The 21,001-nt window shown below is 36.2% G+C and carries 12 protein-coding genes; 11 read left to right on the forward strand and 1 reads right to left on the reverse strand.

What is annotated here, in order from left to right; translation table 11 throughout:
- The first annotated feature begins 169 nt into the window (after positions 1-169).
- The 6 genes from OPU68_RS15860 to OPU68_RS15885 are packed head-to-tail and all read left to right on the forward strand — an operon-like array spanning position 170 to position 7,755.
- Positions 170-817 carry a conflict system bpX4 domain-containing protein gene (locus tag OPU68_RS15860; RefSeq protein WP_498474935.1) on the forward strand — a complete coding sequence of 216 codons (648 nt, stop codon included), beginning with the start codon at positions 170-172 and terminating at the stop codon, positions 815-817.
- On the forward strand, positions 814-1,947 hold the full coding sequence (locus tag OPU68_RS15865) for an AAA family ATPase (RefSeq protein WP_498474936.1): 1,134 nt from the start codon (positions 814-816) through the stop codon (positions 1,945-1,947). Before OPU68_RS15860 ends, OPU68_RS15865 begins: the two co-directional genes overlap by 4 nt.
- Complete coding sequence (locus tag OPU68_RS15870) at positions 1,920-2,663, forward strand: hypothetical protein (RefSeq protein ID WP_498474937.1); 744 nt, start codon at positions 1,920-1,922, stop codon at positions 2,661-2,663. The genes OPU68_RS15865 and OPU68_RS15870 overlap by 28 nt, the downstream gene beginning before the upstream one ends.
- On the forward strand, positions 2,654-5,044 hold the full coding sequence (locus tag OPU68_RS15875) for a hypothetical protein (RefSeq protein WP_498474938.1): 2,391 nt from the start codon (positions 2,654-2,656) through the stop codon (positions 5,042-5,044). The genes OPU68_RS15870 and OPU68_RS15875 overlap by 10 nt, the downstream gene beginning before the upstream one ends.
- Positions 5,028-6,743: a bpX3 domain-containing protein gene (locus OPU68_RS15880; protein WP_498474939.1), complete on the forward strand. Its 1,716-nt coding sequence runs from the start codon at positions 5,028-5,030 to the stop codon at positions 6,741-6,743. The genes OPU68_RS15875 and OPU68_RS15880 overlap by 17 nt, the downstream gene beginning before the upstream one ends.
- Positions 6,736-7,755 carry a tetratricopeptide repeat protein gene (locus OPU68_RS15885; protein WP_498474940.1) on the forward strand — a complete coding sequence of 340 codons (1,020 nt, stop codon included), beginning with the start codon at positions 6,736-6,738 and terminating at the stop codon, positions 7,753-7,755. Before OPU68_RS15880 ends, OPU68_RS15885 begins: the two co-directional genes overlap by 8 nt.
- Before the next feature lie 359 nt (positions 7,756-8,114).
- Here the strand turns inward: OPU68_RS15885 and OPU68_RS15890 are convergent, their stop codons facing one another.
- Positions 8,115-11,111, reverse strand: coding sequence for a LamG-like jellyroll fold domain-containing protein (locus OPU68_RS15890; RefSeq protein WP_498474941.1), 2,997 nt, complete (start codon positions 11,109-11,111; stop codon positions 8,115-8,117).
- A gap of 349 nt (positions 11,112-11,460) precedes the next feature.
- Between OPU68_RS15890 and OPU68_RS15895 the strand changes: the two genes are divergently transcribed.
- The 5 genes from OPU68_RS15895 to OPU68_RS15915 all read left to right on the forward strand — a co-directional run bounded on the left by OPU68_RS15895 (position 11,461) and on the right by OPU68_RS15915 (position 20,856).
- Positions 11,461-12,834, forward strand: coding sequence for a rhamnogalacturonidase (locus OPU68_RS15895; protein ID WP_498474942.1), 1,374 nt, complete (start codon positions 11,461-11,463; stop codon positions 12,832-12,834).
- Positions 12,831-15,686, forward strand: a complete 2,856-nt coding sequence (locus OPU68_RS15900) for a glycoside hydrolase family 2 protein (protein ID WP_498474943.1) — start codon at positions 12,831-12,833, stop codon at positions 15,684-15,686. Before OPU68_RS15895 ends, OPU68_RS15900 begins: the two co-directional genes overlap by 4 nt.
- Position 15,687: 1 nt before the next feature.
- Positions 15,688-17,010, forward strand: coding sequence for a rhamnogalacturonan acetylesterase (locus OPU68_RS15905; protein WP_498474944.1), 1,323 nt, complete (start codon positions 15,688-15,690; stop codon positions 17,008-17,010).
- Between the two features lie 152 nt (positions 17,011-17,162).
- Positions 17,163-19,940: a glycosyl hydrolase gene (locus OPU68_RS15910; RefSeq protein WP_498474945.1), complete on the forward strand. Its 2,778-nt coding sequence runs from the start codon at positions 17,163-17,165 to the stop codon at positions 19,938-19,940.
- A 109-nt stretch (positions 19,941-20,049) separates the two neighbouring features.
- Positions 20,050-20,856 carry a DUF4350 domain-containing protein gene (locus OPU68_RS15915; protein WP_498474946.1) on the forward strand — a complete coding sequence of 269 codons (807 nt, stop codon included), beginning with the start codon at positions 20,050-20,052 and terminating at the stop codon, positions 20,854-20,856.
- Positions 20,857-21,001 lie beyond the last annotated feature (145 nt).

Raw genomic sequence — 21,001 nt, forward strand, 5'->3', positions numbered from 1 at the left:
TATCACTATAAATTTTGTAACTCAATTTTCATTTTTTTTCTTTAAATTTTTCCAGTAATCAAACATCCATTTTATCAAAAATAGGATTGTTTTCGGTTTTATAATTATTTAACTATCAATCATTCAGCTAAAATTTTAATTGTCAAAGAATTAGTTTTATTTTTGTTAAATGATTAAAACCAAATCTTCATTTTTAGATACATTATTTTTACTTCGGAAGGATGGATGCATTACCATTTTTACGGATTTTTATGAAATCTCAAAAGAAGAAGAGCAAGATGCTGCAGATTATTTTGAATCCGAATTTGAAAAAGAAAGATTAGAATTTTTTTCTGATCGGATCAGTTGTGATCGGGATGCGGCAGTCTGGGCCGGAAAAATTTTATATCACGCTGCACAATTGTATCTGATCCGGAATGATACTGCAAAAAATCTTGATAAATTGATTCCACTGTTTAATGGGACAAGAAATTCTATCTCCATTTTGTCGGCAGACTTGTCATTAAGATTTTTGCCTCAGATTATAGATGCACTGCAAAACGCTGATACTGAAGATCCATTGATCAAAATATTGAAAAATATTTTATTGCAATTTCACTATTCGGGAATTGGTTTTGATCTTGATTTGGAAAAGATTAATTGGGAAGAAGAACTAAAAGACAAAACTTACCGAAAATTATATCTCGAAAGAATTATGGAAAAAAAAGCCTATTCATTGGCAGAAATCCCATTTATCAATCAATTATTAATGGCTGAATTTGGAATCTATAAAAATGAATTCTGGAGAGAATTAAAAAATGTAAAAGACCGAGAATGAATCAAAGTATTAATAAACTAAACACTGTCCTTAATTATGTAAAAGACACTTTCGTTGGAAAAAATGATGTAGTAGATTTGCTAGGAATCTGTCTTTTGGCAAGGGAAAACGCATTTTTGTACGGACCTCCCGGAACCGCAAAATCTGCAATAATCAGAACATTGGCAAAAACCGTAAAGGACGGCAACAATTTCGAATATCTTTTAACCCGTTTTACAGAACCGAATGAAATTTTCGGTCCGTTTGACATCAGAAAACTCAAAGAAGGCGAGCTTTTTACCAATACAGATGGAATGATGCCGGAAGCGTCAATGGTTTTTCTGGATGAAATTTTCAATGCGAATTCTGCGATTCTGAATTCACTTTTAATGGCTTTGAACGAGAAAATTTTTAAAAGAGGAAAAGAAACCAGAAATCTTCCTGCATTGATGTTTGTTGGTGCCAGCAATGTGCTTCCCGAAGATGAAGCATTGAACGCTTTGTTTGACCGTTTTTTAATAAGAATTAATGTTGATTATGTTCATCCTGACTTACTTCATCAGGTGCTTTTAGCCGGAAGAAGACTGGAAAATAATATAGAAACTGAAATTCCTGAAATTCTTTCTCAAGAAATAAAAGAGCTTCAGAATTTGTGCAAAACAATTAATTTGAAACCGATTTATGAAGTTTATTTAAACACCATTATCAATCTCCGAAATACAGGAATCGCTATTTCCGATCGTAGAGCGGTAAAATTGCAAAATCTGATTGCTGCAAGCGCTTTAATTTGCGGAAGAAACGAAGCAATTCTGTCGGATTTGTGGGTGCTGAAACACATTTGGGATACCGAAGAACAGATCGAAATTCTGGAAGGAATCATCAACAGAACCGTTGAGAAAGACGATCATCCGAAATCACATCCACAAGCTTTACAGAACAAAGCTCCGAACCCGGAAGAGGTAATGAAAGATGTGAAAATTCTTGTCGATAAATGGAATTCGGGAAATCTCAGTTTTGAAGAACAAAACGTCATCAAAGATAAATTAAGATACCTACAAACCCGCTGCGACTGGATCAGAAATCCCGAGCAGAAACAGTATATTCAAACAGAAATCGAAAGTCTATGGCAAAAGATTCTTCAAACGGTATAAAAGAATTTTGGGCAGAAATTCCCAAACATTCTGAAGATTTTCTAGGCTCGATCCGGGACTGGAAAAATGTTCAGGTTGCTTTGGAAGATGATGTCATCTGGCTGAAAGGTTTTAACGATGAACTGGCTATTTCATCCGAAATCCGTCAGTTGCCTGATTTCATTTTGTATGAATTACGAGAAGGTCTTCTTTTCAGAAAAAATGAATTGGTTCCTACAAAAAAGGTGAGAACAGGTTTGCTTTGGAATTCTATAGACAAAGCTTTAAAACTTACTTTTCCGATTTCAAATAATAATTTTTTCGGAATCAATGAGAAAGTTGAAATTAAATTAAAACCAAGCGAAGAAGAGCAGTCTGCCGTTGCATTGCTTTGTTCAATTTCTGAGATTAAAGATTTAATTATAGATTCACCAAAATTCAAACTGGAAAAGCTTGATTGGATTATCATTAATGATAAAGCATTATTTTTAGGAAATCCTTTACTGAGTTTTCCAGGAAAAACTTACTGGACAAAAGACGGACATCTTTTACCGACGGGTTTTGATTTTGAGTTCAAAAATTTGAGTGTTCTGTTACAACAAAAATATAATGCAAGTCAGGAACAATGGATTTTATGGAATGAAGATGGAAGTTTTTTACATCTCAACAAAGATGATTTCAGAAAACTTTCTGTTAGCTCATTTCGTCTGACTGAAAAATCGCAGGAATGGAGTTAAGAGAGTACTTCCAATCATATAAAGATTATTTCTGGGAATGGAATACGGATAAAGACGTTCGTGATGATGCGCTGTACAATGAGCACAATCTCATCTCGATCCCCAATGTGGGCGCAATAGCTTACAGAGCTTACACAATCGGTATTTTGAAGGAATTGAAAGATCAGGGTTTTCCGCCTTTTGGTTCATTTCTCCTTGTACTCTACGCTTTACAAGACGGATATCTGAATCTCGATGGTCTTTTTTATCATTTGAAAAGACAAAAGGACAAAACCTACCTTAATGATATCGAACTTGCTATTGCATTACTTGAAAATCTAAGTAAAATTGGACGTTCTTTCAAAAGAGGACAGAATAAAATCATTCTTCTAAAAACCATTTTTAAAGATGGTCACAATCAAATTTCTGACGGAGCTTCGGATTTAATCATCAAAAGGTTCGAAAAAAGACCACACAAAATTTCTGAAGCGGCTGATAAAATTGAACTGACGCAATCTGTTGTTAACAAGGATATTAAAACTTTAGCAATTATTCAAAGCAGATTTCCGACCACAGAATCTATCATAAAAGCCATGCGGGATCACGTCGATATTCCGGATTTGGAGGATGAAATGGTGGAAGAAGAAACTACAGTAGAAAGCGGCAAAGATTTCATTCAGGAACTCATTGAGGAGCCAAAAACTTTTCAGGTCGGAAGTTTAATTAAAAGAATCTGGAGCGGACTGAAAATTCCGATGCGTCATCTTTCTCCCGGAGAACAGCCAATTGGAGGAATTTCTGATATGACGAACAAAGGCTATTTCAGCAGAATGCTTTTGTCGGAATTTGCCAATGAAGACGACGTTTTCATGAACCGTGTAGCGAATAACGAAGCATTGTATATTCAACGTGAAATTCCGCCTGAAGAGAATATTTTTGAAAGAATTATTCTTATTGATACGTCGCTGCGAAATTGGGGAACTCCGAAGGTTCTGGCTTTTGCATCCGCAATTGCAGTCATCAAACATCCGAAAGCACATTCGGAATGTAAAGTGTTTGCGTTGGGAGAAACCAATATTCCGATTTCTCTGGATAAAACTAATGAGGTGATAGATCATCTGAATCACGTTAGTCCAGTTTTGGAAGTTTCCCACGCTTTGGAAAAGTTTTTCAATGAAGAGCATACAGAAAAAGATTTAGAAGTGTTTTTCATTACTCATCAGGAAAATTTAGGAAATCAAAGCATTCAGAAAGTCGTTCACGAGAATAGAGACCGTTTGAAATTTTTAGTAACAACTTCTTCAGACGGAGAATTAAATTTTTACAAACACCACAAGGGAACAAGGAAACATGTTCAGAAAATTCAGCTCCCGATAAAAGAATTGTGGTCAAATCCGCCTAAAGAAAAATCGAAAGTTGAAGATAACACTTCGAAAAATGCAAAAAAAATAGATGTTCCCAAGAATTATCCATTGCTATTCCCGACACCAAAAAATAAAATTGCCACATTCTTATATGAAGGGGAATTTTATATTTTAAGTTCCAAGAAACAATTGCTTAGAACTTATCTGTCAAGTAATTATTACAACAAGAATTATTTCGAACATTACAAAACGCACAGAGGCTGCGAAGTCCTGATAGAAAATATATCCGTGAAACCAAAAGGCAAATTTGCATTGGCCAGAAATAAGCAGCAGCATTTTATTCTTTGCCAGTATCAGGAGGATAAATTTTTGGTTTCTAAACTCAATCTGACCACAAAAGAATATTCAGAAATCAATTTGATGGGTCATCACATTCCTGGAGATTTCCAACCGGTTTATTTTAATCAAAATTTTTATTTGCACAACGAAGATGCACCTTCAATTTTTAAAATTAATATTGAAGGCGAATGCTCTATCGAAACAGTGAATAATGATAAAGATATTGCGAAAAATTTGAGCAAAGTGAATGTTGAGATTGGTAAACAGATTCTTAATAGTGTCAAAATACTCAATAGCTTTAATAATGCAGGAATCAGCGCAGGAAATAATCTGGTCTTTTCAAATAATGAATTGATAAAAAAATATGACAGTTCCTTGACATTTTACAAAAGAAGAGCTATCATAAAGATCCATGCGCAGCAGAACAAAAACAAATTTGTGTTTTCCGATGGCAGCGAGATCATCACAGATTCCCGGGGAATGCTGACTTTTACCAGCAGCAGCAAGAATATTCCTGTTTTTTATATTCCATCTGCTGAAGACGGTTTTTTGGCTTTGGCAACAGCTGTGGAATTTGGTGGTTCAGAATATTATTTACATCAAGGCACAAAACTAAAGATAAGGGAAAGAGAGGAAATGTATTCGGAATATTTGGATGCTTATATCAATCATATTTTGGCTTATGGAACTGATTATTAAACCTTTTTATAATAACAGCTATCCAAAAAAAGGAATTTTGATCAAAGGAGAATCCCCGCTGATTTGGCTTTCCGAAATGGATTTTCTCGGCATTGACCTTAATCAGGTAAAGTCTTACGCTGTTCCTTCTACTGAACCCAATGTTTTGTATGGTTGCCTTTTAGTTTTTGATAGCTTTGCTCCAAAAGAAATTGGCAGAAATATCTATTTTCAATGTGTTGATAACAAGTTTTTTATCCCGGAGAATACCATCATATATCCTAAGATAAATGATGATGACTGGAGAAATATTGATCAAGAATATTTGATCATGCATCCGGATTTCGGATTTGTGAAATTGGCAAAAGAAATAGACTGGATTTCTCTGCTTCAGGAACCGGAAAGAAGTAATGATATCATCAGAAAAGCTGTAAAAGGCATAGAGATTCCTCAGAAAATAGAGCGTTTCACCGTTGAAATAAATGATGAAAAAATTCTGGAATCACTTCAAAATCCGAAGACAGAAGAAGAGTGGATGAAAGATCTGCCTTTTGACCTTAAAAAAGTAATGGCCGGCAATAAAAAAGAGATCGAAAAATACTTAAAATATCTGGAAAAATATCCCGACAGAGTTGCTGATCTGGGAATTCCGCTTGATGTTGCCGGAACTTCACGAGATGATGGTTTTGCAAAATTCAAATTTGATAATACCTGGTTTAATAAGTTTTTCGGAAATCAGCAATCGTCATTTTCGGGAAATGGTACTTCCGGTAGGGAAAGAAACAAGTGGATAATTCCCGCATTTCTAGTTGTTATGGTTATTATCAGAATGTCATTTAATTTTAATAAAGATACTACACCAAAAGAATCAGCTGGTTCTATACATAATATATCGGACATTGATAGCGAAATGTCTGTTCCAATAGTGGCTTACAAATCCGGCGTTACAGATATTGATTTGAAAATTGATTCAATGTACGGTTTGCAAAGACGCCGTTTGATGGCTGAACATATAAAAGCTTCGTTATCTTTTAGCAGTGCGAATGACAAGAGCTATGAAGAATATTTGAAAGAAGGCGGAAGACCAATTAATGAAATTCAGGAGGATATTATTAATATCAATGACAAAACAAACCTCGCAACAGATTCTTTAGTAAAAGTTTACGGTAAAAAAATTGTGAAATTTTTAGCTCAAAATGAACCGTTGTACAAAAAGAAAATCACCGATTCTTTGAAGAAATCAGGTTCAGGAAAACCTGCAGATGAGGGAGTTGTAAGCATGATTCTGAAAAAGAAAAAGGTTTTGATTGAGGATTCTTTGGGACGTCTTTATGGGACAAAGGAATCTCCGGAACCAAAATTTGTTCTGAAAAAAGCAAAGAAAATACAGACATTGGACACAGTTATAGCATCTCAAAAAAATGACGTTTCATTTCTGGATATTATTTATTTAATAGCAGGAATTGTTGGGATTGTTGGACTCTATTCTTACTTTTTCAGGAAAAAAACCTTAAACATGGGTGGTGACAATATTCCATTTACAGTCAAGGCTTCTCTTGTTATTATCCTCCTTGGCATGTTGGTCTACCTGTTTTATCCGGTCATAAAAATGTTTGGTTACAATCTGTTTACCTGGTTTCTTATCATCTGTGTTATCCTTCTGTTGTACTACCTTTTCAGTGAAGATAAAACCATTTTAAAATCCGATAAAAATGAATAAGCAGAAATTTACAGAGAAGTTTTTGGCTGCATTTCTCATTCTGGCGGTTCTGAAAATCATCAGTGTACTGGCGCAGTTATTACAGCAAAGTTTTTGGTCGGCAATTGGCAGTTTATTCATAGTTATCGCTGTGGTTTTCATATTATCCTTAGTTATAGCTGCTTTGAAAAGTAAAGAAAATAACAATGGAAATTCCGCAGGACAAAAGAAACGTGGCGGAACCGGCTATGTAGAAAATGTGCTTTTCAACAGGCTGCTTAATAAATATGAAGAGCTTGCTCAAAGATATATCGAAGAAAAAAATTATATCAAAGCAGCAAAAGTTTATATGAATCTGCTCAAAGATAATTTTCGTGGCGCCAAAACATTGGAAAATGGTGGTCTCTATAATGAAGCAGCCGTAATTTATCTCAAAAAATTAAACAATAAATCCGAAGCCGCAAATTGCTACGAAAAGGCAAAACAATACAGTAAAGCAATAGATCTCCACAAAGAACTGGGACAGAAAGAAAAAGTTGGCGATCTGTACAGAGAGATCAATGATATAAAGAATGCAAATACTTATTACCAAATGGTTGTGGATGATTACGTGAAGAATAGTCAGATGGTAAAAGGAGCCCTCATCTACAGAAAAAAAATGGAATTGCAGGAAGAAGCTCAAAAGATTTTGCTAAAAGGCTGGGAAGAAGACCGCGATGGATTCAATTGTCTTAATAATTATTTTGCTAATATTAACGATGTTAAAATCCTGGATGATAAGATTCAGGAATTGTATCACAATCTATCGGCGGAAAAAAAGCTAGATTACTTGAAAGCCTTAAAAACTGAATTCAAAAAAGATCCAAAGCTTCAGGAAACCACAAGGAATATCGCTTACGAAATCATAGCAGAAAAAGTAAAAACACACTCCGAAATTGTAAATGAGTTAAAACATTTCAATCCTAATGATGAAGTGATTCTAAAAGATATTTCCAGGTATAAAATGGGAAGAAATAAGATGTTTAGATTTTGATTAAAATCATCATCTGAAAATTTTAGTAATTTAAATTAACGTTGATTTCAGACTAAAAAATACCATCGACAAATTGCCAAAAAAAATATAAAATTTTCTCTTGTCAAAAATATTTTGGCAAAAAATTTGATGTGAAAAAATCAAATAAATCTAATTCATAGTTTATTAGATTTATTGATAAGGAGGGCAGCAATGTCCTCTTTCCCAGAAATTTATACATTCAATTATATTTAACCAAAGAAGGGAGGCAGCTCAAATTTGTCTCTCTTTTTTTTGTGCTGATACAAAAAAAACCTTCCAAATAATTTGAAAGGTTTGATAATGAAAAATATGATTTAAAAAATTAAGTGGTTTAGATTTTATTTGGCAATTACTTTAAAATTACTGTTCAGACTTTCTCCGGAAACATTGAGAATATACGTTCCTGACACTTTTTTACTAACAATATTAAGTTTGAAAAGTCCTTTTGATGTGGAAGTAATCGTTTCTTTAAGAATGACTTTTCCACTCATATCTGTTAATGTTGCAGTCAGAGTAGATTTCTCATAATTAGGAAGTTGGATGAAAATCTGGTCTTTCACTGGATTTGGATAAACAATTCCTCTATTTTTGGACCCAAATTTATCAACGTCTAATGTGGCCTGGCTGTATAAAGCATTTACTTCTGATGCAGACAATGCGTAATTGAAGATTTTCAGTTCATCAAACGCACCTTTGTAAGGAGCCGGCGTATTCGTAGTTGCTTTGAACTCAAGTTCACCAATATTTCCTATAACAAGATCACTTGCTTCACCAATGCCTGTAACCGCAGTCTCATCGCCTTCAGAGATGAGAATGCCATTTGTGTAAATTCTCATTTTATGAGCAACAATATCTCTCATAATGACCACATTTACCCATTGATCTGTGAAATATTTGGCAAGAGAAGACGTGATTTCTTTTTTCGTAACGTCATCATCTATAGCGAAACGCAATTGTCCACCTTTTAGCTCCACATTGAAACGTTTTCCGGTAGCACCAGTTGTATTATTTTTTGTGATGGAGCCTTTGCACAAAACATAGAGACTTGTTGAAGATGAGCTCGGGATCATACTTGCCGGAGCTTTCATCCAGAAAGAAACAGTGAAAGAATTTCTGTCAAATCTGATGTGATCCTGATCCGGAATGCTTGTGATGTACATACTACCTGGCGCTGTTGCCAGATTGATAGCATTGTTTTCTCTCCCCGGAACTCTTACACTCGAATTATCATACGCCAGGTCAAGAATTCCATCATTTTCATAATCTGTTAAATCTGCAATTTTTTCTCCTTCCGACGGTGCTTCCTGAAATGGCCAATGTCCCACAAGACTTGCTGTCAAAGCTTTGAAGCTCCAAACGTCACCTGTTGCAACTCCTTTATCATTAGACGCATCTATTCTCCAAAAATAATCAGTCGCAGGACTAAGACCAGTCATTTGATAACTTGGTGTTGCACTGTAAGCTACATCGCTTACCTTAGTTAAATTTGACGCACTTGTTCCGAAATAAACGGCATAAGAAGTTGTGTTGGAACTGCCTGTCCATTTCAGAAGCAGATTACCACTTGTTAATTCTACATTATTATTCCCTGTAGATGGTGTTGGCGTAGTGGCTTTTGTAGGCGCAGACGGAATTGGTGGGGTAGTCACAGATCCCACTGTAGTGTAAACCGAAGATTCTGTTGCATTGATAGCTTTAACTCGATAATAATATTGAGTGTTTGGCGTCAAACCTGTTTCGTTGTAACTTGTTACATTCGCAGCAAGTGTTGCAAGTTCTGTAAAAGTTGTACCATTCGTAGAACGTTCCAGAATATAATTCGTTTCATTATCTGCATTATCACTCCAGTTTACAGTAAAAGAGCTGGAAGGCGGAACCTCAGTTGATACTACATTCGTAAAATTAACATTTGTTGGCGGAATGATAAAAGGTTGTGGCGTTTGAGTTGGCACACTATTGATGTAAACTTCTATATTAAGATAAGGCGCATTGGTCGTATTGACTGCCAAAGCATCGTTCACATTTTTATTAAGTCCATTCGCATCTTCCCAAGCATCCGGCATTCCGTCATTATCCGTATCCAGCGCAGCCGGCGCACCATAAACGTGTCCTGCGCCACCATTGGTAAAACCAAATTGTGATGTAAGATCAGATTGAACATAAACATAAGTCGCCGTTGTACCTTTCGAAGCCAGATCGGAAACCATCAGATTCTCCACCTGATCACGTCTTGGATATGACGCGCCAACACTTAATACTGCTTTGTCAAAAGCTTCCTGAGCAGACAACGGTGTATTTTTCATCGGATAATCGTACGGCGTAGACTTGATAGAATTAATATCTCCCGTCGGATATCCTGTAAGATCTGCTGGAACCAGAGTACCGTTCAGAATGCCGTCTTTGTTGTTGTCAAAATAATTTCCTGCGCCATACAAAGAGAAATTATTGTTTCCTCTGTTGAAAGGCGTTGTAAGCGTACTTTGCGTATTGGGACCACCAATGAAATAATTATTAATGATATTCACATCAGAGCTTCCCGCAGAGTCGCCTCCCATAATGTAGGCGTCACCGGATTCCGTATGTCCATAAGTATTACCGTAATTTCCCCAGTTGTAAACCACATTGTTTACAAACTCATTGATTCCTTTTACTTTATTATTACGAGTTTTGTTGCAGATGTACAAGTTTCCGATCAGACTTATTTTACCCTCGGATGGCTGCATCAGTCCACCAGCAGAGTGGTTGTGGCGATGCAAACCTTGACCGATAATAGAATTTTGAATCGTGATATTATCAGGACTTTCACCTTTGTTATCCCAGTTGATGGAGAAAACTTCATCTGTTCCCCAAGTAAACGACATGTGATCCAAAATGATATTAGCACCGTTGGATAATCCGGAAGTGTCCTGACCTTGTGTTGTATTGCCATAGCGGATGCGGATATATCTGGCAATCGTATTGCTCGCACCAGTAAATGTGACCTTTGCTCCAAGAAGTACAATACCTTCTCCTGTAGCAGTTTGTCCTGCAATAGTGGTATTTTTTGCGATTGCAATCTGAGATAAGGTATTGATGATTCCACCGACTTTAAAAATCACAAATCTACCTTCCTGACTTACCGCATCTCGAAAAGAACCCGGGCCACTGTCGTTTAAGTTGGTTACGAGATAAACCTGAGGATTAGCTGAGCCTCTTGCACCTGTAGTATATCTTCCAAATCCTGTAGCTTCCGGGAAAGCCAATGTTTGAGCATTCAAGCCAACAGCTGTTGACATCAGCCCGCAAAACACAAAAAGTTTCAGCGACTCTTTAACTGGTAATTTTTTATTTTTCATAAAATTATTGTTAATTGATGATTAAAAATTTGTAATGATGGAAAATTAGAAACAAACCAAAAGATGAGTGTCCTGCTCCGTCTTGCTTTTAATTTCTATAAATCAACAGATTACAAAAGTAGATTTGAGCTTAATCAAAATCAATTATTAAAAAATGAGATAAAAAAGCGTGTTAATTAAGGTGATGTTGATGTATATTCAGAGAATGTAGATTTGTTTTTTTTTCTAAATTAAATTTCAAAGCAAGAATATGAGCAACATGCAAGTGCAGGATACTGTAAGTTCATAGAATGTCTACTTTTATAAAGTTGAAATACAACGTAACCAGTTTTATTAATTAAACCCAATTATGAAATTTCAAACCAAATTTATTATATCACTATTAGTATTTTTCTTATTTTCATCAAGTCTGAAAAGCCAGGACAAATGGCCAGACGGAACCAAAATCGACAAGTGGTTTAAAGAAAACAAACCAACAGACATCAACAAATTAGGAAAAAAATACATCCTTACAGCCAATGGAATGAAGAATGACAGCACAGTTCTTCAGACAAAACAACTTCAGGCTGTCATAGATTTGGCTGCGAAAAATGGAGGCGGAGTTGTCATTGTACCAAAAGGAACTTTTCTTATAAGTTCAGTTTTCTTCAAACAAGGAACACATTTATATTTAGAAAACGGAGCAAAATTAAAAGGAAGCGATGATATCAACGACTTTCCAGTGGTAACGACAAGAATGGAAGGTCAGACTGTGAAATATTTCCCTGCATTAATCAATGCTGATGGATTGGACGGCTTCACGATTTCAGGAAAAGGAACTTTAGATGGAAACGGTTTAAGATTTTGGAAATCCTTCTGGAAAAGAAGAGAATGGAATCCTAAATGCACCAATATGGATGAAATGAGACCTAGAATTATCTATGTTTCCAATTCCAAAAATGTTCAGGTTGAGGGAATTACGATTAAAAATTCACCGTTCTGGAGCACGCATTATTACAAATCTCAATTCGTAAAATTATTAAACTTAACAATTTTAGCTCCAAAAGAACCGGTAAAAGCACCAAGTACAGACGCTATTGATATTGATGCCTGTTCGAATTTCCTTGTGAAAAACTGTTATATGTCGGTTAATGATGATGCTATCGCTTTAAAGGGAGGAAAAGGTCCAAAAGCAGACACAGACCCGAATAATGGAGAAAACAGAAACATCATTATTGAAGACAATACTTTCGGATTCTGCCATTCTGCACTCACTTGCGGAAGTGAATCCATTCACAACTACAATATCATTTTCAGAAATTCTACGGTGAAAGATGCTTCAAGGTTATTACACCTGAAAATGCGTCCCGACACGCCTCAACATTATGAATACATTACTTTAGATAACATCAAAGGAAACGTAAAAACATTCATTTACGCAAAAGGATGGAATCAGTTTTTTGATTTAAAAGGAGAAGCAAGACCGAAAAAAGGATTGGCAAATAATATTACCATCAAAAATATAGATTTAAGTTGCGAAACAGCGTTCTCTATTGAAAAATCAGATTTGTTTGATTTAAAAGATTTCACTTTTGAAAATTTAAAAATCAAGGCTTTAAAGCCCGAAATCGAAAATTTAAGTAACATTCAAAATTTAAAGCAAACCAAAGTCAATGTTACGAAAGTAGCTTCTCTCACACAATCTTACGACAAAAAAGACGACTCTGATATTTCTGCTAAATGAGTTTTTTTATTAAAATATTCGTTTTCTTATGCTTTTGCTCACAGGTACTGCATTCTCAATCTAAGGAAATCCAATTCCTGAGCGGGACAGATTCTGAACATACCAAAGAATGGGATTTTTGGATAACCGGTGGAAGAAAATCAGGAAGCTGGGATAAAATACAGGTTCCTTCACAATGGGAACAGCAGGGATTTGGCTCGTACAATTACGGCAGAGATTACGTAACCTACGGCAAAAACTTTAAATTTAACGATGAAGTAGGTTTGTACAAACACAAATTTTCAGTTCTAAATTCGTGGAAAGGAAAATCAGTCAACATCGTTTTTGAAGGTTCGATGACGGACACCGAAGTGAAAATTAACGGCAAGTTGGCCGGAGCAATTCATCAGGGTGCTTTTTATGAATTTAAATATGATATTTCCGACAAAATACTATTCGGAAAAGAAAATATTCTCGAAGTCAAAGTTTCTAAAATGTCTGCCGACAAATCGGTAAATAATGCAGAACGTTTGGCTGATTATTGGATTTTAGGAGGAATTTTCAGACCGGTTTATTTGGAAGCAACCCCAAAAGAAAATATTTCTTCAACAGCAATTGATGCTAAAGCGGACGGAACGTTTCGCTCTAATATTTATTTAAAAGGAATTAATTCTGTCAACAATTTGAAAGTTGAAATTTTTGATGCTAAAAATAATCTCGTTGGAGAATCTCAAGTCACCATTAAGAAAGGAGATACTTTAAAACAAATTCAGTTTTCCGTTAAAAATCCAAAACTCTGGACCGCTGAAACGCCTAATTTGTACAAAGCGAAGTTCAGTTTAAATAAAAACAAAAAAAATATCTTCCAAAGCGAAGAAAAATTAGGTTTCCGAACGATTGAAATAAAAAAAGGCGACGGAATTTACGTCAACGGTACCAAAATCAAGATGAAAGGCATCAACCGACACGTTTGGTGGCCTGAAACCGGACGTGCAGTCAACAACAACATCGATTTGATGGACGTTCAGCTCATTAAAGAAATGAATATGAACGCCGTTCGTTGTTCGCATTATCCGCCAAATAAGTCATTCCTTCAGATTTGTGATTCTTTAGGTTTGTATGTTTTGGATGAACTCGCTGGCTGGCAAAAAAAATACAGCACGCAAGTTGGCAAAAAACTCGTGAAAGAAATGGTTACAAGAGATGCGAATCATCCGTCCATCATTTTTTGGAGCAACGGAAATGAGGGCGGACATAATTTTGATTTGGATGCAGAATATGCAAAATACGACTTGTCAAACCGTCCCGTTATTCACGCGCATCATAAGCCTGGAAATGCTTTCAACGGCATCGATTGCAATCATTACGAAGATTATTACAGCACCAAAAAAATTCTCGAAGGAGAAAATATTTATATGCCGACCGAGTTTCTGCACGCACAGGATGACGGCGGTGGCGGAACTTCTTTAGCCGATTACTGGGAACTTCACTGGAATTCCAAAAAAGGTGCAGGTGGTTTTCTCTGGGCGTTTGCGGACGAAGGTTTGGTAAGAACAGACTTTAATAATCAAATTGATGTGAATGCCATTAACGCTCCCGATGGAGTTGTGGGTCCGCATCGTGAAAAGGAGGGAAGTTTTTATGCCATCCGTGAAATTTACAGTCCGCTAAAAATTGATTTGAAAACGTTACCGGATGATTTTAATGGAATTATTCCTATTGAAAACCGCTACCATTTTACCAATTTAAATGAGTGTCAATTTGAATGGAAATTGGTCAAGTTCAAAACACCATTTTCATCAGAATCAGGATTTGATGTTCTTCAAAAAGGAAAAACAGAATCTCCGAATATTAAACCGACAGAAAAAGGAAATATCAATCTTAGTCTTCCTTCAAACTGGAAAGAAAATGAAGGTTTATTATTAACGGCAACCGATTCTTTCGGAAAAGAAATTTATACCTGGACTTGGAAATTGAAGTCTAATGATGAAATTTCAAAACAGTTTTCAAACTCTTTAATTAAAGAATTTCCGGTTTCTGTGGTTGAAAATGAAACTGAATTTATTTTAAAATCAGACGAAAAAGAATTCGCCATTGGTAAAAAAGATGGATTATTAAAATCAGTGATTGTCGATAAAAAAGGAAAAAAAATAACCTTCAAAAACGGACCAGTTTTTGTGAACGGAGCAATGGAATTATCTTCTATCAAATCTTTTGCAGAAGGTCAAAATCAGCTGATTGAAGTCAATTATAAAAACGGAAATAAAATCATTTGGAAACTCAATCCAAACGGAATTTTAGAATTAAATTATCAATATTCTTTAAATGGAGATTACCAGTTTTCAGGCGTAAGTTTCGATTATCCGGAAAACTACGTTATCAACGCAAAATGGCTCGGAAAAGGACCTTATCACGTTTGGAAAAACCGTTTGCAGGGACAGACTTATAATATTTGGCAAAATTTAAAGAACTCAACCAAAACCGGGCAATCACCTTGGATTTATCCTGAATTTAAAGGCTATTTTGATGATATTTCGTGGTTGCAATTAGATACAGCAGAAGGCAAAATAACGGTCGGAACCAAAGAAGAAAAAATGTTCGTCAGACTTTTTGATTTTTACGGAATTTACGGAGCAGAAGGTTATCCGAAATTGCCAAGCGGAAATATTTCATTTTTAGATTCAATTCCACCGCTGGGAACTGTTTTAGCATTTAACATTAACGATAAAACCGAATCTTTAGGATTGGAAAGTGAACCGAATCATCTGAATGGAACATTTAAAAGAACCTTATATTTTTATTTCGGATTGCCGGATTTGGGCGATGAAAATAAGCAGTTTACAATGCCGAAAGAAAATATTTTAACAGATTAAGATGCAGAACTGGATAAAATTTTTGACGCTGTTTTTAGGTTCGTTTTTGTTTGCGCAACAGACGACTTTCAAGTTTGATTTTGGTACAGACAGAACCGAAAACGGATTTATTCCCATCACATCAACCTCAAAATTTGATAAGAAAATCGGCTACGGTTTTATGGATATTTCCGGTTTGAAATCCGTTGATAATGGCGGAAATGCTTTGACAGGAGATTTCATAACCAGCGAAAAACCATTCTATTTTTCAGTTGCAATTCCTGAAGGAAATTATAATATTACATTAAATCTTGGCGATACGGAAGGGAATTCGGAAACGACTGTGCGAGTAGAAAACCGCCGTCTGATGCTGAATGATATTAAGACAAAAAAAGGTGAAATCGTCGAAAAACAAATCACAGTTCACGTCAAAGACAGCATCATCCGAAAACACGACGGAACTCAAATTGGGATTGTAAAGCTGAAACCAAGAGAACGAAAATATTTACATTGGGACAATTTGCTGACGATTGAATTCAATGACAAAGCGCCAAAAGTTTGCTCGGTCATCATTCAGTCTAACAAAACCGCAAAAACCATTTATCTGACTGGCGATTCCACGGTTGTAGATGCGCAGTACGAACCTTGGGCGTCTTGGGGGCAGATGTTGCCGTATTTTTTTGTTCCGAATGAAGTCGTGATTGCCAACTACGCCGAAAGCGGAGAAACCCTGAAAGCCTTCGAAGACCGCCACCGAATCGATAAAATCTGGAATAAAATAAAGCCCGGAGATTATCTGTTTATTCAGTTTGGACACAACGACCAGAAAGCGGGCAACAGTACAAAATCCGGCTACAGAAAAAGATTGAAAGAATGGATTTTAAAAGCCAAAGAACTGGAAGCAATTCCTGTTTTGGTTACCTCAATGAACCGCAGAGTTTTTGACGGAAATAATAAAATCGTCAATACTTTAGATGATTTTCCTGATGCGATGCGTGAAATTGCAAAGGAGGAAAAAGTCGATTTAATCGATTTGAATGCCTTGAGCAAAACTTTATTCGAAGCGATGGGACAGGAAGAAGGAAAAAAAGCATTCGTACACTATCCCGCAAATTCTTATCCCAACCAACCGACTGCTTTGGCTGATGATACGCACTTCAACACCTATGGCGCTTACGAATTGGCAAAATGTGTTGTGAAATCAATTGTAGACCAAAATTTAACTTTAAAGAAACATATTTCGAAAAATTATAAAAATTTTAACCCCAATAAGCCTGATAAAGTCGAAGAGTTCCATTGGCCAGAATCTGTTTTTATGGAATCTCTGAAGCCTGATGGAAATTGAAAATTGCTCTGAGTAATATGCAGTTTGTCATTCTGAATGAAACGAAGTGTAGTGAAGAATCTAGCATTATTAGATTTTTCGTTCCTCGACACAAGAGCTTGCTCGAACTGAACGAAGTTAAATGACAAACGTTTAAAAGCCAAGATTTAATAATGAAAATTAATAATATAGTCAGTCTCAGTCTCCTCTGTTTTGCCTTCGGAAATCTCTCCGCACAAAATCCGTGGCCCAAAACCACCGAGACAGCAAAGCCTTGGACGCGCTGGTGGTGGATGGGAAATGCCGTTGATGAAAAAGGATTGGATAAACAACTCACTACTTTACATAAAGCAGGTTTCGGAGGAGTTGAAATCGTGCCAATTTACGGTGCAAAAGGTTTTGAAAAACAATACATTAATTACCTTTCTACGGAGTGGATGAAAATGCTCCAGTTCACGACCAACAAAGCCAAAAGCTTAAATATGGGCGTTGATATGTCCGTGGGAACAGGTTGGCCAATTGGCGGACCGCAAGTGGACGAACAGGATGCTGCTACGAAAATGATTGTTCAGATCTACACGATTTCATCAGGCGAAAAATTTTCAGATAAAATTGTTCTGAAAGACGAGAAACAGAAGAATTTAAAAACAATTAAACTCGATGTTGTCACGGCTTACAATGAAAAAAATGAAGCGGTAGTTTTAACAGATAAAATCAATGCTGATGGCTCTTTAAACTGGAAACCAACAGCAGGAAAGTGGACGGTTTACGCAGTTTTTGTGGGTAAAATTTTACAAAAAGTAAAACGTGCGGCGCCGGGTGGCGAAGGTTACACTTTAGACCACTTTTCGCCAGACGCGACGAAGAATTATCTGAAAACTTTTGACAAGGCTTTTGGAAATTCCAATTATGGAATCAGGTCTTTTTTCAATGACAGTTATGAGGTTTACAACGCCGACTGGACGCCGGATTTTTTAAATGAATTCAAAAAAAGAAGAGGCTATGATTTAAGTCCGTACATCAAATATCTTGTGAGTAATGAGGAAAGTGAAATTGCAGGAAGGGTAAAATCCGATTACAGAGAAACGTTGAGCGAATTGATTTTAAACAATTTTACCAAAGATTTCACCAATTGGGCACATTCAAAAAACTCAAAAAATACCAATCAGGCACACGGTTCGCCGGGGAATTTGTTGGATTTGTACGCAGCTGTCGATATTCCCGAATCTGAAACTTTCGGAAGTTCGATTTTTGAAATTCCGGGGTTAAAAAGAGATACTGCTGATATTCAGAAATCAGATATGCCTGATTTTAATATGTTGAAATTTGCTTCTTCAGCAGCAAATGTGACAGGCAAAAAATTAACTTCAAACGAAACGTTTACCTGGTTAACCGAGCATTTCAAAACCTCGTGGTCTCAGGCAAAACCGGAAGTTGAGCAGGTTTTTTTATCAGGAATCAATCACGTTTTTTATCACGGAACGACTTATACGCCTACAGATGTAAAGTTTCCGGGATGGTTGTTTTACGCATCGGTGAATTTCGTTCCTGAAAACAGTTTATGGCCGCATCTGAAAGGATTAAATTCTTATATCGAACGCACGCAATCTGTTTTGCAAAGCGGAAAATCAGACAACGAACTACTGATTTACTGGCCAATTTACGACCAATGGGCGAGTCCGAAAGGGAAGGACGTGACGTTCAAAGTTCATAACGTGGAAAAATGGTTGATGCCGACTCCGATGTATGAAAATATGAATAAACTCAGTAAAATGGGGTATTCTCTCGATATGATTTCGGATAAAATGATTGGCGAATCAAAGTCGGAAAATCAGAAAATTCAGGTTTCGAAGGAAGGGTCGGCTTATCAGGTTTTAATTATTCCTGAACTGACGTATCTGCCGGAATCTACTTTAAAAAGCATCATAAATTTAGCTCAAAACGGCGCATCAATTATCTTTCAAAACGAGCCAAAAGATATTCCCGGAAATTTTGAAGTCGAAAAAAGAAGAACGCAGTTAAAATCTTTATGGAATCAAATACCGTTTCAAAACCAGTCAGGAAATGTGAAATTTGCCAACATCGGGAAAGGTAAAATTTTGTTGAGTTCAGATGTTGCAAAAGCTTTGGAATATTTAAAAATTGAAAGAGAAAAACTGACCGATACAGGATTGAAATTCGTGAGAAGACAGTTCGACGGCGGAAAATATTATTACATCGTCAACCATACTTCAAAGGAAATCAATCAAAATATTCCGTTAAATTATATTGGAAAACAAGTGACTTTGATGAATCCTGAAAATGGAGATTATGGACTTGCAAAGACTCAGAATAATTCAGTTAAAGTTCAGTTGAAATCAGGACAATCCTTAATTATAAAAAATACCGAAGAAATTTATACCTCGATTCCCAATTGGTATTACGCTGAAAAAACCGATGCGCCAATCGCTTTAAATCAACCTTGGCAATTGACTTTCAAAGAAGGCGGTCCTGAACTTCCAAAATCCAAAACGTTAGACAAACTTCAACCGTGGACAAATTTCACAGAAGACACTTCAACGCAGAGTTTTTCCGGAACCGGAGTGTACACAACGACTTTGAAATTAAAAAAGAAAAATGCTGACGATTATCTTCTGAAATTCGATAAACTCTATGAAAGTGCAAAGGTGATTGTCAACGGTCAGGATGCCGGAATAGTCTGGAGTCTGCCTTTTGAAATTAACATTGGAAAATATTTAAAGAAAGGAAAAAATACCATCCAAATCGAAGTCTGCAACCTGATGGCGAACCGAATCCGTGATATGGACCAGAAGAAAATTCAGTGGCGAAATTACCACGAAATCAATTTTGTGAATATTAACTACAAGCCATTTGATGCATCCAACTGGAAAGTTCAGCCTTCCGGTCTTGACGGAGAAATTCAATTAATTCCAATTTATTATTCAAAATAATTTTTGGATTAAGATTTAAAAACTTTGCGGACTTTGCGTTAAAATTATTTAGAAACATATTAAAAAAAGAACTCGAAAATTCACGAATTCAAAAAACAAATCATTAGAAATGAGTGCAAAAAATATCATAAAAACATTCGCATTAGGAACTTTGCTGACCTTTAGTTTTTCCAATGCTCAGCAGAAACCTAAAGTCGTTTTAGACAACTTTTTCAACAACGAAAAAAAGGAAAACAAAGAAACCAAAGTCCTCGAATCGTGGCATTACACGTGGAACGACACTTCCAACGGCGGGTTTTCTCTGTTGGGAGAAATTTTCACAAAACAGGGTGCCGAAATCAGTACTTTGACAACCGCTCCGACCAAAAAAGATTTGAAAAACGCCAATATTTACATCATCGTCGATGCCGATATTGATAAAGAAGCATATGGTGGAAAAGCCAATCTGATTGACCCGACCAGCATCAAAAACCTGACTGATTGGGTGAAAAAAGGAGGCGTTTTGGTCTTGATGAGCAACGATAATGGAAATTCAGAATTCGAACATTTCAATAAATTGGCTGGAGAATTTGGAATTCATTTCAACGATGACAGCTACAACCGCGTTCAGAAAAGAGAATTTGAGCAGGGAAAAGTAATGGTTTCGGCCGGAAACAAAATTTTTTCTGAGCAGAAATTATATATGAAAGAAGTAAGTTCCATCGACGTGAAATCCCCTGCCAAAGCTATTTTGAAGGCAGAGGGGAAAAACATCGGAGCCATTGCAAAATTCGGCAAAGGGACGGTTTTCGCATTGGGCGACCCGTGGTGCTACAACGAATACATCGACGGCAAAAAGTTACCTGCAGATTTTACCAATTATCGGGGAACTGAAGAATGGGTGAAGTGGCTTTTGAAGCAGACTTCGAAGAAATAATTTGAGGTGTGCAATCGGTTGAAGCGGCTGGATAAATTTATTTGGGCAGCTTAATCCGCCTTCCACTACCGCTTTTTTGCTCGTCGTTCCTCCTCACAAAAAGAGCTCCGTTCCTTTAGATTTGTAATAATAAAATATGATTGGG

It is taken from the genome of Chryseobacterium sp. TB1-D10 (assembly GCF_059803555.1).